Here is a 16,681-nt window from a genome sequence, read left to right as displayed (position 1 = left end):
AGGAGTTCCAACTATTTATTTATGAATCAACTACTAATTACTATTAGGATAGGATGGTTACTTTGAAAATTAATCGTATTCACCATATTGCCATTATCTGTACTGACTATGAGAGGTCAAAAGACTTTTATGTCAATAAGCTTGGTTTTACCATTTTAAATGAAACGTTTCGTGTAGACCGTGATTCTTACAAACTTGATTTAGCTGTTGGGGATACCTATCAAATTGAGTTGTTCTCATTTCCGGACTCGTCAAAAAGACTAAGTTATCCGGAGGCAGCGGGTCTGCGTCATTTAGCCTTTGAAGTTGATGATATAGAAGAAGCGGTGAAAGAGTTAACTGCCAAAAAAATCATAGTAGAAGATTTGCGAATTGACGAGGTGACGGGTAAAAAATTCACCTTCTTTAGAGACCCAGACGACTTACCATTAGAACTCTACGAAAGATAATGGGACAGAGGGACAGGTCCATCATCCCAAAAGGAAAAAAATGGTGGGGCGCGGGAACTGTCCCCGTGACCCACCAGAAACCCCTGTGGCCTTCAATATTATCCCAAGTTTCCTTGGTTTAAACGTCTTTGCAGTTCTTTAATGACGAGTGATGGTTTGCTTATGACCCCATCAACTGGTGTTCCTAGTCGTTTTTGTAGGGCTGAGATTGTAATTGGCCCGAAGTAGCCATCTTGTGTGACGCCGAGCCATTTTTGCAATGCTTTAATGACGAGAGATGGTTTGCTAATGTAACCATCTACAGGTGTTCCAAAATATCTTTGGAGGGCACTAATTGTTTTCGGCCCGAAATAACCGTCAACTGCGAGATTTTCTTTCGGAGGATTGACAGGCGTTGGTTCGGGTTTAGGCGCTGGTTTTGGTTCAGAACCAGGTCCAGCATATTTAACACCTTCATCAAGACAAATAGCGCGAACCACGCATTCATACATTCCTTCTCGGTATGCTTTATCCTTGATTTTAACGGATTGTGGGCCATCTACAAATTCGTATTCTAGTATAGTAGTACGACAATTTCCAGTAAGTCTATGCATATAGTAATAATCCCCGCCCGAAGAATTCTTACGTGTGTACACAGGACGTGGTCTAACTGGATAGCCAGCTTTTCTAAATTCCTCAATTAACATTTGCTCAAACTTGCCATTAGCATAAATCGAGTGGATGGTTTCAACACCACTACCTCCGCCAGCATTAAAATGATGGGAAATACACTTTTTGTATTTCTTTACCTTCGAGGTCCTTGGCTCGGGATTTATAGTAACATCGCTTGAACGGGTCAAGTCACTTGCAATCCCTAGTTCAGCCAACCGTTTGTCCACATAAAGTGCAGCTTCTAGTGTATATACCTTCTCCGTATTCCCGTCCGCCACCGCACCTGGGTCACTACCACCATGCCCGGCATCTTGAATCCAGTTCATAAAAATCACTCCTTTACTGTTAAAATATGTAAAATTCATTTTGTTTGTACAGGCACATACCTTGTTTGGCGAAATAGGGGCTATAGTTGGGACAGCTGTCTAAGTTCTAAGGGGGTGTTCGGACACAACTACGCCTTTTCGTTGCTATGTTGTCCGAAGTTTGCTCGTCTTCGGACACAAACTCGCCTATTTGTTGCTTCATTGTCCGAAGTTTGCTCGTCTTCGGACACAAACTAGTTTTTTCTTTGATTCCTAGTCTGAAGTTTGCTAGACTTCGGACACAAACTAGTTTTTTCTTTGATTCCTAGTCCGAAGTTTGCTAGCCTTCGGACACAAACTTGCCATTTCGTTACTAGCTTGTCTGAAGTTTGCTCGTCTTCGGACACACCGTCGCATTTTCGTTGTTACCTTGTCCGAAGTTTGCTAGTCTTTGGACACACCGTCGCCTTTTCGTTGCATCTCTGTCCGAAGTTTGCTCGTCTTCGGACAGAATCACGCCATTTCGTTGCTTCGTTGTCTGAAGTTTGCTCGTCTTCAGACACACCGTCGCCATTTCGTTGCTTCCCTGTCTGAAGTTTGCTAGCCTTCGGACACAAACTTGCCATTTCGTTACTAGCTTGTCCGAAGTTTACTAGTCCTTGGACAAAATCTTTCCTTTACGATTGTTATAGACAAAACAAGGTGAAAAAGGGCATCACCAAAAGTTGGTGATGCCCCTTTTTTATATTGGTTAATATTTGGATTGGGTGAATGGTGTGTAGGATGGCTCAGTGATCCCGAAAATTCCAAAGTTGGACCTGTGTTCAATTTACGGTGGTACGAGGAACCTGCCCCCTTGACCCTATAAAAAATTGGTAGGGCGAGGAACCTGTCCCTGCGCCCCTGTAAAAAATTAATAGGACGGAGGAACAGGTCCCGTGTCCCTGTAAAAATAAGGTGGGACGAAGAATCTTTCCCTTCGTCCCACCTGAGACTCAAAGCAAACTGCAGTGCTATTTTGCGGTGCTTGTTTTGTTCATGAACTTTAGTAGATCGGTTAGTAATACACTGAATGAGGAGAGGTGTTCTTGGATTCTACCAGGGAATTCTTGTTCAATAAATTCAATGGTGTCGTTTTTTGTATGCCATACTCCTCCGTGTTTAACCGTTTGGGTGTATCCATCTAAGTCTCCAATTTTCCAGTTCGAAGACTCTAGATATCCGATTGGAATACCAGCCCTCTTGAATGGAGCATGGTCACTCCAGTCGCCTGTTGTGCCAGCAGGATAATCCGGATTTAGTCCAGGATTTGTTTCGATATTTAGTTTCTTTTTCTCAACTATCTTTAATGCTTGATCACGAATGAATCCATCTTCCCCTGGGCTGCCATAGACATACATTTGGTCCCCGACCGCTAGGCTGTCAAGGTTAATCATGCCAACTGTATTTTCAATTTCATCTTCTGTCATCTGACTTGCATAGTAGTTAGAACCCCTTAAGCCTTGTTCCTCAGCTCCAAATGCAATGAATACGATGGAGTATGGAGTATTAATTTTTTTCAATACCTCTGCCACCTCGAGCATAACTCCAACGCCAGATGCATTATCATCCACTCCACGGCCGGCAGAAACGGAATCATAATGTGCGCCAACGATTACTTGTTTGCTAGATTTGCCTGGTTTGTAGGCGATCACGTTAGATGATGAGATAATAGCTCCGCCTCTTGTGTAGTTAAATTCCTGAACCTCAGTAGTGAAACCCATGCGTTCAAATTGACTCTTAACGTATTGCTCAGCTTTTCGTTCATTTCCAGTTCCGGCAACCCTAGGCCCAATTTCATATGCCAGATACTTCATGTGCTCATAGGCCATTGCCCCATCTTTATGGACTAAGGACGGATGATACGTAACCGTCTGTGCAGAGACACCTCCAACAAAACCGAGTAAACTTACCATCAAAACAATCAAAATCAAAGCTAACTTCTTTTTCATTCCCATTCCTCCTTCATATAGGTATTAATTTATAGATTAATATATTTATAGTGAAGGTGAAATAGGGCGAAAGGTGGGACAGAGGGACAGGTCCCCTGTCCCGTATAGGGATATAAAACCTGTCCTTGTATATCAACACATAATACTTATTACCTATTTTTACTAATTTAGGAAATTATGGGTGTTGATTGTAGTAGTATGTAAATGGTGTGATTTTGATATGGGACGGAGGGACCTGTACCCGTGACCCATTGTTGGAGGGGAGAATAGGATTGAAGAAACTTTTACTAAGTTTGGCTATGCTGGTGCTTTTGCTGTCTGCGTGTTCGAAGGATGAGAGTCAGCCGGCGAAAGCTGAACCTGAGGGACCAAAAACGGAGGAAGCAAAAACAACTAAGGCCGAGAGAGATGAAGAGCCAACGGAGGAAGTTTATACTCCAAGAGAGGTTGCCTATTATGAAGTTGAAGGTGTCGAGCGTGAATTAACGGAGCTTGAGCAGGAGATGCTGCGTCATCCGGGGGTTTTTAGTGGTGACAAGTATGACGAGGCAAAGGTTCAGGAAGCACTCGACCAGTTGCCAGATGACCTTACCAAGGAGCAGTATTTGGAAGAACTGAAGTATTTATTGACTGAGGATTACCATCAAGAAATGGAGACGCTCCTTACCTTTGATTCGACCATTGAGGTTGACATAGATCGTCCGGATGAAACTGTTGATGCGCCAACTTTAAAAACAGCCCACTATGCCATTTTAGTGGATGCTAGTGGCAGTATGGCGGCAAAGGTTGGAGGCAAGACAAGGATGGAAGCTGCGAAGGAAGCCGTTATGGAATTCGCGGAACAAGTCCCAGAAAACGCGACCATCTCATTACGAGTTTATGGACATAAGGGCTCGAACAGTGATTCTGATAAAGGACTGTCCTGTGACAGCACGGAAGTTTTATATAATAGCCATTTTGAAGCTGCAGGTTTCCAAAATGCGTTATCACAAGTGAAACCGGTTGGTTGGACACCTATCGCGCTTGCGCTGCAAATGGTTAAGGGAGATATTCCAGAGGGCACGGATGATGTAGTGGTCTATGTTGTAAGTGATGGGATTGAAACTTGTAACGGCGATCCGGTGAAGGAGGCGAAAGATCTCGTTTCATCCGATATCCAAACAGTCGTCAATATCATTGGTTTTGATGTCGATAACGAGGGTCAAAAGCTTCTTAAGGAAGTAGCAAGTGCTGGAAATGGTGAGTTCACGTATGTTAACTCCGAACGGGATCTTAAAGAGTATATGAGAGCCCAGTATCAAGAGATTCAAAAGAAATGGTTTGAGTGGAAAGAAGCTGGGAAGAAGCAAGCATTCGATATAAAAGAAGAGAAAAAGAAAATTGCCTTCGACACAAAAGAAAGCGTGAAGGAAAAGGCCTTTCGTGAAAAAGAGCGGATGAAGGCGGCGCAGGAGTATCTCGAGGACCGTTTCGAGGACTTTGACCATCCGGTCCGAAATGTACGCTCTGTGGTGATCGACTACACGAATGACAAAAGACGGTATGGAATCGATACAAGTAACCAACTCCGAAGGGAATCTATTGACAATGGGAACCGTGAAAGACGTGAATACATTGACGAAGGAAACCAAAAAATACGAGAAACCATTGATAAGAAGAATGGGAACTAAAAGGCCAGGAAATTGTTCCTGGTCTTTTTTGTGGAGTTGCATCTCGAGCATGTGGGACTAGGGACCTGTCCCCGTGACCCACAACAATATTACTAATAAATTGGGAGCGCAATGAGTCGCAAAAAGCGGCTTGTTTTGTTTTTTTGCAACCTGTCCGCATGTAACTTATATCTCATCTAGAACCTTAATCATAACGGGTAATCGATTATCAGTTCCTCCCAATTTCGTAAAATTGAGTTCGCGGTACGGTTTTAATTGTGGAAATTCAACGATTCCTTTTTTATCGTGATGTTTCGGGTTTGCTGCAATTACTACTATGTAGTCAAAATCCATGTAGTTACAGAACTCAACAAATTCTTCTAAAATCTGCAGTTCTATCTCAACTGAATGGTAAGTTTCTTGTACATCTATTCGGTCTAGTGTAACAATTTTTCCTCGATCGAAGTCACTTTCCAAGAATGAATGTATCATATAAATTTCATCACCAGATACAGAGTCTGAGCTGATAAGGAGTTCTTGATTGCTATCAAATTCATAGCCATTATAAAAGTGGAATGAAATACCTCCAATTGTTTCCTCTTGTTCAAAATCTTCATCTGAAAATATTTTGATTTCACCGTAGCCATTCATCATATTTAAGTCAGTTTCAAAAGAAAATGAATAACTTATATCGGAAATCTCAATTGTCATTCTATACACCTCGGCCATTCATTTTATGTTTTTTTTATATAGTCATTAAAAATGTATTAGCGAAGAATACTAATGGTACATCTGCTTTATCTTTTCCATCTTCCGAAAGGATATAATTAGGAAGTTTAACTTTATAAAAAATAGTGGATCGAGACGAATTAACCCGTGATACTAAAACCTGGGTATGAGAAAAAAGTTTAGTACCGAGCTATCTCCAATAATTTAAATATGATTAGGGCACAATGAGTGTAATAAAAATGCTCGTTGTGCCTTTTTGCATGTGGTTGATGAATTTGGGATGAGGGACCTGTCCCCTTGTCCCGCAATAAGTGAGGGAGAATGGATGCAGTATACTACTTATCAGAAGGATATGTTTCAGGATACTATTTTTCAGAGGGATTTGACGTCAAATGCTTTGAAGTACATAGCTCTGATTGCGATGTTTTTTGACCATCTTGTTGCGGGTTTTATCCCTCAGGAAACGGTAGCTGGTTTTGTTTTGCGGATTCCTGGAAGGGTTGTCGCACCGATTTTTTGTTATTTTATCGCGATGGGATATTTTTACACATCCAATATTAGAAAGTATATCGAAAGACTGGTTATATTTGCAGCTATCTCTCACTTTCCGTATGTACTATACTTTAAATTGTCGCCGTGGAAAACGACGAGTGTCATGTGGAGCCTCGCGTTGGGATTAATCGCGTTGACGATTGTAAAAAGTGAAAAACTCCCATTGTATGCGAAACTAGCCCTTGTTTTGGTCTGTTGTATGCTTGCGTATCCTGCAGATTGGAACTTCGTGGCCGTATTGTGGATCGTATTTTTTGGCATTTATCGAGGACAATTGAAAAAACAAATTATTAGCTTTCTTCTTATCGGGATATTTGCCCACATCATACCGCAAATTTTGAATATGGGCTGGCATCATGCGTATCAAATTGGCATTTTCTTGGCCATCCCATTGTTACTGTTGTACAAAGGCAGACGTGGGAGAAAATCAAACCTTTTAAAATGGGGATTTTATGTTTTTTATCCATTACATTTAATCGTTTTATATATTATAAAATACGTAATTTACGCTTAGGGGGCGGGTATATGTCCAGATCTAAGATACTTGCACTTATTTCATTTTTACTGGTACTTGCAGCTTGTTCAAATGTTACAGGAAATGTGAAAGTTGAAGAGTCGGTAGAAGCTGTGGCGAACGTTCAAGAAACAGATTCGCTGGAAGAGTTAGAGCCAATCCCAACTCCTGAAAAATATGAAGGTGATTTGGAATTGCCGATTCATGGTGCAACAGGATATACATCTGTTGATCTAAACCTAAAAACTTCTCCAAATGTAGACTCGGAAACTATTGAAACACTTAATGCTGGAACAGCTTTTACAATTTTAAAAGAAGAAGGAAAGTGGTGGTTTGTGAAAGATGCCACTTCAGAGGGATGGGTTGATCATACGTATTGTTTCATTAATCTTCCCGACGTGATTCCTTCCATTGCCTATAATAGCAGCAACACCTATTCTTCTAAGTTCGTTTCGTCCGGAATCGAAATCCCAGGAATAACTGGACAAACTTTGTATGAGGGTAAAGCTTTTAATGAGAGATTTGGGAAAGAAGAATTCATTGTACCGGTTTTGTATTCCATGTCAAAAAAGGTATATCTTGCCCAACAAGAAGCATTGGCGCATGGCGATACGCTGGTCATATATGAAGGATATCGACCTTATTCCGTTCAAAAAGCAGTGGTAGATGCATTGACTTCTGTTGCATATGAGGATATGGCTGTAATGGCTGGCATAAATACTGCTCCGTGGAGCACAGGTTGGTTTATCGCTAAAAACATTTCGAACCATCAAATGGGCTATGCGATTGATGTAACTTTAGCCAGAGTCGAATCAAAAGAAGATATAGCCATTGGTGAATATTTAGTGACCGACATCACGGATTACACAGAATATACGATGCCAACACCTATTCACGAACTAAGCTTGGCATCCATTACATTTACAAAGCCTGTCCCATCATCATCGCCAACAGCATGGAAACATGCAGTTTTAGCAGACACAATGAATGAATCGGCGAAAACACTCCAATCCTATTTAACAAACGCTGGACTCACACCACTCGCATCCGAATGGTGGCACTTCAACGATCTAGATGCCATGAACCAAACTAAACAAAACCCAAGCGACGGGGGTTACCTACTAACTGACATATTAAGCGAGAGCCCATAACGGGACAAAGGCCCCGCAGATTGCGGTGGGTCAAGGGGACAGATCCCTCGTCCCTATTCTACTATAGTGAAATTTCGCTTTTATTAACTCAGTGTGAATCTGGAACTTTAATTTCAAACAAACGTTTGATTAGCACCCTAATTCAATATCAGCATGAAATATGAAATTCAATCAATCGTTTGTTTGGACGTATTTTTGATGTGTGAAAATAGGCACTTAAAATGTTGATATTGCAAACGAAAATTTTATGAGAAATAAATAAGGCGCAATGAGTGGCTAAAAAAATCACTTATTGTGCCTTTTTTTGTTTAATGGAAGTGGTACAGGGGACCTAACCCTGCGACCCAACTCATGTCCTATTACCTTTTTCCTATTTATTTGAAAATTCAACTTTTTCATTGACCTCTTAAATGTACTTCTGTATGTTGAGTTCAGGAGGATTTTTCCTAACTTATTTTATTTTTAGGAGGTTATTACCTTCTAATGGTTATGGGAGGTGTAAAGAAATTTTTTTAACTTACCAAATTAACTTACAAAATTAAGGGAGTGAAGGTTGTGAAAGTCAAAAAGTTTTTAGGTGTTTTTTTATCATTGCTATTACTGATTTCCTTATTTCCGGTTTCACCACTTGCTGAAACGAAAAGTGAGGATTTGATTGAGGTTGAGGCAGCACCATTAGACCCTTCAATTGATCCAATGGGGCTTAAGCATCCAATAAGTTATATTGATGAAGATGTTGAGGGTAAAGCAGATTTTATCATGCTTTATACATCTGAGTATGCAAAAGAGATTTTAGTGAAACAGTTCTGGGTTGCTGTTCAAGTGGATGCAAATAATAAAGTTACAGACGTTGTTAGTCAATCTGTAAATGGGGCACCACCTGTTTGGGAGGAAGAACAGTCTTTAGCAATACCAGAAGGTGGGTATGTGCTTTTAGCTCATGACGATTCTTGGGCAACGAAAAACTTCCGTAAATTCTTAGCCACAAATTTTAAAGTAGGCGATACGATTAAGTTAAGGAAAAACGGAAATGAAGTTCCTATTACAGAATTTATGACTGGTGATGGATTGAAAGCAAGTATTAATTTAGAAAATGAATTAATGTATACGCTTACTAAATCGCAGGCTGATATTTCTGGCTCCATTCAAAACATTGAAAGTGATCAAAGCTATCAATTACTTGTAAATGGGCAGGAGGTAGAGCTTCAAGAAGGTGGTTCCTTCCAGTATGTGTATGAACTGGCAAAAGGGACGAATTATATTGATGTAGAAATTTACAAGAATGATATTTTACATGATGTAAAGTCTCTAGTTGTTTACTATCAGGACAACCCATCTGTAGAGGAGAAGGAAGTGTTTCTCTGGGTTGAGCAAGGACCAAGCGCTCGAAGATTCCAGTCTAGTGAGGATGTACGTAATATGCTCCTCGAGGCGAAAGATGCAGGCGTAACGGCTGTTGTGTTAGATGTAAAAGGTGTTGAAGGATTCGCTTCCTATCAAAAGAATGATTTAACAAATCGTCCATATGTAAGTGAGATGACAGCAGAAGGTAGAAGTGGTTCGAACCCAGATTTAGATTTACTAGAAGAGTTTATCAAACATGGCCATGAGTTAGGATTAGAGGTTCATGCTTCTTTTAACGTGTTCGCGGAAGGCTCTATTGCTCATAATGAATTTGCCGTTTTAAATGATCATCCAGAATGGGAAGAGGAAGTCTATCGTTCTGAAGATAACGGAGCAATTTTACCTTTAAGAGAAAGTACGTATGGTAAAAGTGGTGCATTAGTTACATTTGTGAACCCATCTAACCCTGAGGTTCGTGACTATCAATTAAAAACATTTGAAGAAGTAATGAAAAACTATGATGTTGACGGCGTCTTATTAGACCGTGGAAGATATGATAATTATTTTGCTGATTTTAGCGATCTTACTAAAACGCAATTTGAAGAGTTCCTTAATAAAAAAGGAAAAACATTAACAAATTGGCCAGAAGATATCTTCTATTATGAAGGTAGTAACCGGGTAGATGGTCCGCTCATTAATGAATGGTATACGTTTAGATCAGGAGTCATTAATAGTTACGTAGAAGAAACAAGAGAATTAGTTGACCACTATAATAGTAGTGAAAATCGAGATATACAGTTATCTGCGTATGTTGGTTCATGGTATGAATCGTATTATCTAAACGGTGTAAACTGGTCGAGCCCTACCTTTTCATATGATTCTCGCTTGCAATTTCCTCAAGAGAGTTTATATGGGGAAGAGTATAGACAAACAGCTTATACAGATAAATTAGACTTCCTAATGATTGGTACGTACCAAACGACATCACAGGAAATCAATAAATATATTACGTTAGGAAATATTTTAACTGATGGACAAGTACCTCTGTATGCAGGAATGGCATTGGTGAATGTACAAGATCCAGCCCTACAAAGAGAAGTCTTCCAAGCTGGTCTTCAAAACACAAGTGGGCTTATGCTTTTTGACTATTCACAAGCGAACTTCCCTGTTATTAAAGCTTCTATTGCAGACGAGGAATACGTGAAGGATTATGTTTTAGGAATCAGTAATCCAATCCAACCAGAAAGTCCTTTTGTTGGCGATTTCTTCAATGTCAATCGTAATGATGATAATTTAAATGTTTACTCTGACTCGTTTGGACTTTCAACAGGAACCAATAAATGGGGAGTAGAAGCAGTAGTTGATGCAAATGGTAAAGTTGTTAAGATGGTCAATAAAAAACAAGCAATGAACTGGAACTGGACTGCTGTAGAAGATAACAATAGCCTCATTCCTGAAGGTGGATTTGTCGTTTCAGCACTTGATCGTTCCGGTGCCCGTGAAAAAAGGGTCCTAGTTGGTACTAATTTTGATATTGGGGATGAGGTTCGTTCCGCGTTATTAAAAGGATTTTTAGAGTATGAGGGGAAAACCTATCCAACTGTAGGTTTTGAATATCAAGGAAAAGTGCAAGTAGTCGGACCTGGAGAAGCAGACGTACAAGTGAATGGTTCACCAGCAACACTTCAATCAAACGGTGAATTCACAGCACAGCTTGCACTTCAGCCAGGTGAAAATCAAATTGAAATAGTCGTTACTGTCGATGGTTTCAAAACACACCAACAAACGGTAACAGTTATTGGTGAAGAACTTACATTTGATGAGGTAATCGAATTTGTTGAAAATGCTACTTTCACAAATAAAGGTATCCAACAAGCGGTACTCGCTCAATTAGAAAGTGCACAAAAGGATTTTGCTTCAGCAGAAAAACTTAAAGAAGATGGCTTAGTTGAGCAAGCAGAGGAAGCAAAAGCGAGTGGTAACCAAAAACTAGAAGAACTTCAGCTATTTGTTCAAAAACATGCTGGTAAACACATACCAGAAGAAGTGGCTGAACAACTAGTATCATATTTAAAAAGTTTATAATGGGACGGAGGGACAGGTCCCTTGTCCCTGTAAAAATATGGTGGGACGGGGGACCTGTCCCCGTTTCCCACAGTTGAATTCGTTAGCCGCAATTGAACCCGAGCCCCACAACTGAATGTGTGAGCGGATGGACCCGTGTCCCACAGCTGAAATTGTGAGGCGCAACTGAACCGGTGACACAAAAAAAGGTTGCCATGTTGATCATGGCAGCCTTTCTATCTTTTAGTTTTCTGGAACAAAGTAAATCACAGATGGACCTGATGCGCCGCCTGGAAGACTTGTAACAAAATCATATTGATTCCCGTTGGCTCCAATGTTTTCAGACGCAAACTTCCATGCATTTACATAGCTTAGGAAGCCGGTCGTGTTAAGGTGACCGTTCCATTGCATCACAAAATGGCCAAATCCACCTGATGGATTATCATAGATTGAGAGTTGCAGTGGACGATGTAAACTGTTTTCCACTTTAACGTCTAAATCATATAACACACCATAATTCCCATTGTTAATTACCGGCTTGTTTCCATCCACAACACTAATACCTTCTTCATATTCTCCCGGTAACTTATCGCTCCATTGACCATAGGCAGCAGATGAGAGGCGAATATAGGCATTTCCTAAAGCAGTATCATACGTAAGTGTACCTTCACGATCAAAGTGTGGAAAACTTCCGCGAACATGTGAGTCTGGCGGTAAGATATCAACAGAAAGTGGGTCAGCTGGTCGTTCTACGTAATTAAGAATCGTTGCAGTGACAGTGGCTGGCTGATTCCCATGTTTTGTATAAACATCATATTGGGCAATCCCACTAACCGTTTCTCCGTCGGGTGCACTTGTTTCCAAGAAATAGCTCTCACCAGGCTGTAGGGTCTGAATGTATTTTTTTTCAGCCTTTTCTTCTAGGAATTGTACTAACGCTTCCTTCCCAGCAACGTCTGGATAAATACTAGCTGTAGCGCCAACTCCTTTAGAGAACAACATTACTGGTTCCGCAGAGGTATTGGTTAGGGCTAGGCTGACGATTCGAGTTTCTCCACTTGTATTCTGATGATGCCAGAATACACGAAATTCTCCTGTAGCGGAGTCGCGATAAAACGCACCACTGTCGGAGTATGTTTCTGGAGAATCACTCAGTATCAGTTTTCCTCCTGTTTGTTTTAATTCGGGCTTTTCTAGATGAACAGCGGGCTGAAGTGTTTCGATTGGTACATAATTTTCATTGGCGAATGTCTGATTTGGCAAAAGAAATGCCAATAAAACAGTACCTAAGACTAAAGTAGACTTCAATTTCATTTTGTTCCTCCTCTCCATATTATTGAAATCCCAATGACAGTTGCTCAATCATTTAGAGGTTGGGATGGGAATTCAATATTAATTTACTTTCGATATTTGATGGATTTTTCCTCCTTTTTTTGTATAAATGAGGAAAAAGTCCCCTTTTTAACAGATAAGTGATGGACAAGTTAACTTCAAGATGTAAATAAATGGTGGAATAAGGGACCTGTCCCCTTGACCCAGCGGGGAGAATTTTGTATTCTTGAGTTGGAGGATATATTCTCTTTTGTGTAAAATGGAGGAATATTCCTTCAAACTATTTTAGTAGTAAAAAAGGAGATTTTTATAATGCCAAAGACAGAGAACGTAAACCCTCTTTTAATTATTACATCTGTATATAACTCGCTTACGAAAACAGAGCAAAAGGTAGCGGATTATATAATGGAACACCACAAGGAAGCAGTCTATTCGTCTGTTACCGATTTAGCGGAAGTGGTAGGGGTTGGAGAAACTACTGTTTTGCGCTTTTGTAGAAAACTAGGATATCGTGGCTTTCAAGAGTTTAAATTGGCTGTCGCACAAAACCTAATGGAAGTTGATGAACAAGTATATGGAAAGATTGAGGAAAATGACTCCCTTGATGTGATTGCGAAAAAGATAGCGAATCAAAATGTAAGTGCTTTAAATGATACAGTCGCCCTACTCCAAGATCCTACTATACAGACAGCGGTCGAAAAGATTAATAGCGCCAAGAAAATCTATTTTTTCGGGGTTGGTTCTTCAGGATTCACGGCATTAGACGGCAAACATCGATTTATGAGGCTGGGCTATGATACAGAACATGTTTCTGATTCACATATCATGTCAATGACTGCTTCGTTATTAGGCAAAGAAGATTTAATTATTGCCTTGTCTTCATCAGGAAGCACAAAGGACGTCGTTGATGCAATTGAAATTGCGAAAGAAAATAATGCGTTTATCATCTGTATTACAAACCAGGCGAGGTCACCGATTACAAAATATGCGGATTTAATTCTGTTGGCTGCAAATAAGGAATCCCCATTTGAAGGTGGTATTTTCTCTTCAAAGATTGCTCAGCTTTTACTATTAGATGTTCTAGCAACAAATGCAGCTCTTAAGAATAAAGAACAAACATTTAGAGCGATAAAAAATACAGCGGAATCAGTTCTTGATAAATTGTACTAGAGTGGATGTTCAAAACGGCTGGCGAAAATGTCATAGCGCTGGAGGAACTTCGACTAAAAGCTGGCACATCCAGTGGAAGTTCGTTGGCTTGGTTTTTAGTTCCTTGGAAAAGTAACCACTTTTCCGGCGTGCGAAACGGATTCAAGGAAGGAACATTCTTTGTGCTTACGTATTCACAATATACGTTGCGCTGTTCAAATCTGCACCGCCTCGAACTATAAACGAGCAGGATGGGCTAGTGTAGACAGTTGCACAGGACGTAGCGTTGTTGAAGACGGGTCCTTTTCATCCTCCTTTTTGAACAAGAATCTAATCGAATAGAGAAAGGTGAAAATCATGGTTGCTTCAAATAATAAGCTATTTGAGGTTCTCGAATATATAGTAGATCTGGTTCTATTAAACTTTCTATTTATTATATGTTCACTTCCTCTCGTAACTGCATACCCTGCCTTTGTTGCATTGGTGGGGGCGATTAAATATACATCAGAAGACGATCCGCTACCTGCATGGAAAATGTTTTTTAAGCTATTTATTCAGTATTTAATAAAAGGGATGAAAGTCTGGATGACTCTTCTTTTTATTTCGGTCGTCATCATAGGAGACATTTTCGCCTCCTTTTATTTACCAAATGAGTTACAGAATTTTCTTCTTCCTTTTAATATCATTATGATTCTTTTATTTTTCGGGATATTTAGCTATCTTACAAAACTATTTATATTGGGTGAGCATCGTTTAAAACCTTTAGTATTTCGGAGTTTTGTTCTATTTTTTAGAAAACCATTAAAGCCTTTACTCATCATCATAATCAATACAATGATTGTGATTTTATCAATCTATTTAAGATTTGTTCCTTTTTTAATCTCTTTCAGTCTTCTTGCCTTTACCTACTATTTTGTCATGATGGCAAGAGATTATGAGGCAGAGAATAGTTAGATTAAAATAAAAAATGGAGATTTTTTTATTTTTTTATAAAAAAGGTGGATTTAATCTCCAAAAGGTGATACATTTCTAATAGATAGAAAATTCTCTATTGAAAGCGTTTAATCAAAAAGGGTTTTGAAGTCTAGTAGGGGGTACACAAAGAGAGTTGCTATTAGAGATCAAAATTCAAAAAATTCCAAATGAGGTGGGGAAAAAATGAGTAGATTCAAAAAAGTACTATCCGTAGCAATGGTGTTTTTACTTGTTTTAGGTGTCTTAGCTGCATGTAGTTCTGAAGATTCAGGAACAAAAGATTCAGGCTCAGATAAAGCAAAAGGCGGGGACGAAGAGACAACAGTTGAATTTTGGACCATTTCGCTTCAACCAACATTTAATGATTACTTCAATGATCTTATTGCGAAATATGAAGAAGAAAATCCAAACGTAAAAATCGATTGGAAGGACTTCCCTTATGATGCAGTACAAAACAAATTATTAACAAGTATTGCAAGTAAGCAAGCTCCAGATGTAGTTAACTTAAATACAGTTATGGCTCATCAAATGGCGTCAAAAGGTGCGTTAGTAGATTTCAATCAGGCATTAACAGATGAGCAAAAGGGTATATATTTTGAAGGAATCTATGATTCTACTGTACAGGGTGATGGTGCATATGCCCTTCCATGGTATACAGGTATTCCGGTTCTTTATATCAATAAATCATTAGCAGAAAAAGCAGGAATCGATTTAAATAATCCGCCACAAACAAAAGAAGATCTAGCAGCATGGGGTAAACAAATTGCTGACAAAACAGATTCTTTTGGATACGTATTCACAATGGAAACTCGCTCTATCCTTGAAGAAGGTTTCAAAATTGTAGAAGGCGATAAAGCAATCTTCAATAACGACGAAGTAAAAGAATATATCCAAGGCAATATCGATTTAATCGAAGCAGGGGTTATTCCAAAGGATATTCCGAACTTTAGTAAGCAGGTTGAGCTGTTTGGTAGTGAACAAGTAGGGATGATCATCTCAAGTTCTTCATTTATTAACCAATTAAAAACAGCTTCACCAGATGTATATGAAAATACAATCGCGGTTCCAGCACCAGTAGGAAAAGCGGGCATTCGTTTTACAAACACAATGAACCTAGTTGTTCCTAAAGAATCGAAGAATGTAGATGCTGCAACAGCATTTGCACATTATGTAACAAATGATGCGAATCAATTAGCATTCTCGAAAGTAGCAAACACACTTCCATCTACTAAAGAAGCTGCGAAGGATGAGCACTTCTATAAAAATGATGGAACTTTAGAAGGACAAGCTTTAACAGCATCTGTTGAAAGTTTAGACAAAGCAACAGATTTCTACCTTGGTGTTGAAAACGCAGGCGATGTAGATAGTGCAATCAATAAACATCTACAAAATATCTACATCAATGATGAAGACCTTGATGCAGAGCTTGAAGCAGCTGAAAAAGAAGTTAATGATATTTTAGCTCGTTAATATATGAAAATTGAATGGGCAGATGAACATCTGCCCATTTACTTTTATCCAGCAAAAGCTGAATAAGAGGTAAGCCTTTTGCGTTGCCGCAGATTTTATCATGGAACTTTTTATAAAGTAAGATCCAAAGACTAAGGCTTCATACCCCCACTTCCTGTGGAAACGTCTTTGTGACCCACATCATGTGGACTTACTAATCTGCGCAATACGAAAAGGTTTTAGAAGATTAGGAGGGAATAACCTATGGGAAAGAAAAGAGCCCACAGTTATAGCAGATTCAATGAACTGACCTAGCCAAATGAGACATATATAAAACACCTATCCATATTAAATTTAACACTTTTTCATTAATTTGA

Annotated in this window: 13 protein-coding genes; 8 read left to right on the top strand and 5 right to left on the bottom strand. The window is 39.5% G+C overall.

All coding sequences use genetic code 11. The features are described 5' to 3' along the window. Nucleotides 1-62 precede the first annotated feature (62 nt). Nucleotides 63-449, top strand: coding sequence for an SMU1112c/YaeR family gloxylase I-like metalloprotein (gene gloA2 / locus ACR65M_RS01555; RefSeq protein WP_440272371.1), 387 nt, complete (start codon nucleotides 63-65; stop codon nucleotides 447-449). 98 nt (nucleotides 450-547) lie between these two features. On the opposite strand, the gene ACR65M_RS01550 is transcribed toward gloA2, so the two are convergent. The 3 genes from ACR65M_RS01550 to ACR65M_RS01540 all read right to left on the bottom strand — a co-directional run bounded on the left by ACR65M_RS01550 (nucleotide 548) and on the right by ACR65M_RS01540 (nucleotide 3,396). Beyond that, on the bottom strand, nucleotides 548-1,426 hold the full coding sequence (locus ACR65M_RS01550; RefSeq protein ID WP_440272370.1) for an N-acetylmuramoyl-L-alanine amidase: 879 nt from the start codon (nucleotides 1,424-1,426) through the stop codon (nucleotides 548-550). Nucleotides 1,427-1,830: 404 nt separating this feature from the next. After that, entirely contained in the window at nucleotides 1,831-2,031 is a 201-nt protein-coding gene (locus tag ACR65M_RS01545; protein ID WP_440272369.1) for a hypothetical protein, read from the bottom strand. A 387-nt stretch (nucleotides 2,032-2,418) separates the two neighbouring features. Next, nucleotides 2,419-3,396 (bottom strand): M20/M25/M40 family metallo-hydrolase, encoded by a 978-nt coding sequence (locus ACR65M_RS01540; RefSeq protein ID WP_440272368.1) that lies wholly within the window; start codon nucleotides 3,394-3,396, stop codon nucleotides 2,419-2,421. A gap of 272 nt (nucleotides 3,397-3,668) precedes the next feature. On the opposite strand from ACR65M_RS01540, the gene ACR65M_RS01535 reads away from it, so the two are divergent. Beyond that, nucleotides 3,669-5,066, top strand: a complete 1,398-nt coding sequence (locus ACR65M_RS01535) for a VWA domain-containing protein (RefSeq protein WP_440272367.1) — start codon at nucleotides 3,669-3,671, stop codon at nucleotides 5,064-5,066. 165 nt (nucleotides 5,067-5,231) lie between these two features. Here ACR65M_RS01535 and ACR65M_RS01530 read toward each other — a convergent pair whose 3' ends face one another. After that, the gene (locus tag ACR65M_RS01530) at nucleotides 5,232-5,756 is read right to left on the bottom strand and encodes a hypothetical protein (protein ID WP_341333035.1); all 525 of its coding nucleotides are present in this window, start codon (nucleotides 5,754-5,756) and stop codon (nucleotides 5,232-5,234) included. 400 nt (nucleotides 5,757-6,156) lie between these two features. Between ACR65M_RS01530 and ACR65M_RS01525 the strand changes: the two genes are divergently transcribed. From ACR65M_RS01525 to ACR65M_RS01515, 3 genes are all read left to right on the top strand, one after another. Next, on the top strand, nucleotides 6,157-6,840 hold the full coding sequence (locus ACR65M_RS01525; RefSeq protein WP_440272366.1) for a TraX family protein: 684 nt from the start codon (nucleotides 6,157-6,159) through the stop codon (nucleotides 6,838-6,840). 11 nt (nucleotides 6,841-6,851) lie between these two features. Next, complete coding sequence (locus ACR65M_RS01520) at nucleotides 6,852-7,991, top strand: M15 family metallopeptidase (RefSeq protein ID WP_440272365.1); 1,140 nt, start codon at nucleotides 6,852-6,854, stop codon at nucleotides 7,989-7,991. Between the two features lie 555 nt (nucleotides 7,992-8,546). Then, a complete protein-coding gene (locus ACR65M_RS01515) occupies nucleotides 8,547-11,420 on the top strand; it encodes a family 10 glycosylhydrolase (RefSeq protein ID WP_440272364.1) in 2,874 nt (957 codons plus the stop codon). Between the two features lie 222 nt (nucleotides 11,421-11,642). Here ACR65M_RS01515 and ACR65M_RS01510 read toward each other — a convergent pair whose 3' ends face one another. After that, nucleotides 11,643-12,713, bottom strand: a complete 1,071-nt coding sequence (locus ACR65M_RS01510) for a hypothetical protein (RefSeq protein ID WP_440272363.1) — start codon at nucleotides 12,711-12,713, stop codon at nucleotides 11,643-11,645. Nucleotides 12,714-13,043: 330 nt separating this feature from the next. Between ACR65M_RS01510 and ACR65M_RS01505 the strand changes: the two genes are divergently transcribed. From ACR65M_RS01505 to ACR65M_RS01495, 3 genes are all read left to right on the top strand, one after another. Then, nucleotides 13,044-13,901: an SIS domain-containing protein gene (locus ACR65M_RS01505; RefSeq protein ID WP_121445706.1), complete on the top strand. Its 858-nt coding sequence runs from the start codon at nucleotides 13,044-13,046 to the stop codon at nucleotides 13,899-13,901. A 336-nt stretch (nucleotides 13,902-14,237) separates the two neighbouring features. Beyond that, nucleotides 14,238-14,834 (top strand): DUF624 domain-containing protein, encoded by a 597-nt coding sequence (locus tag ACR65M_RS01500; protein ID WP_440272362.1) that lies wholly within the window; start codon nucleotides 14,238-14,240, stop codon nucleotides 14,832-14,834. A gap of 204 nt (nucleotides 14,835-15,038) precedes the next feature. Then, entirely contained in the window at nucleotides 15,039-16,325 is a 1,287-nt protein-coding gene (locus tag ACR65M_RS01495) for an extracellular solute-binding protein (RefSeq protein ID WP_121445708.1), read from the top strand. Nucleotides 16,326-16,681 lie beyond the last annotated feature (356 nt).

It is taken from the genome of Ferdinandcohnia sp. SAFN-114 (assembly GCF_059415045.1).
This window is presented reverse-complemented; position numbering and strand designations above follow the sequence as displayed.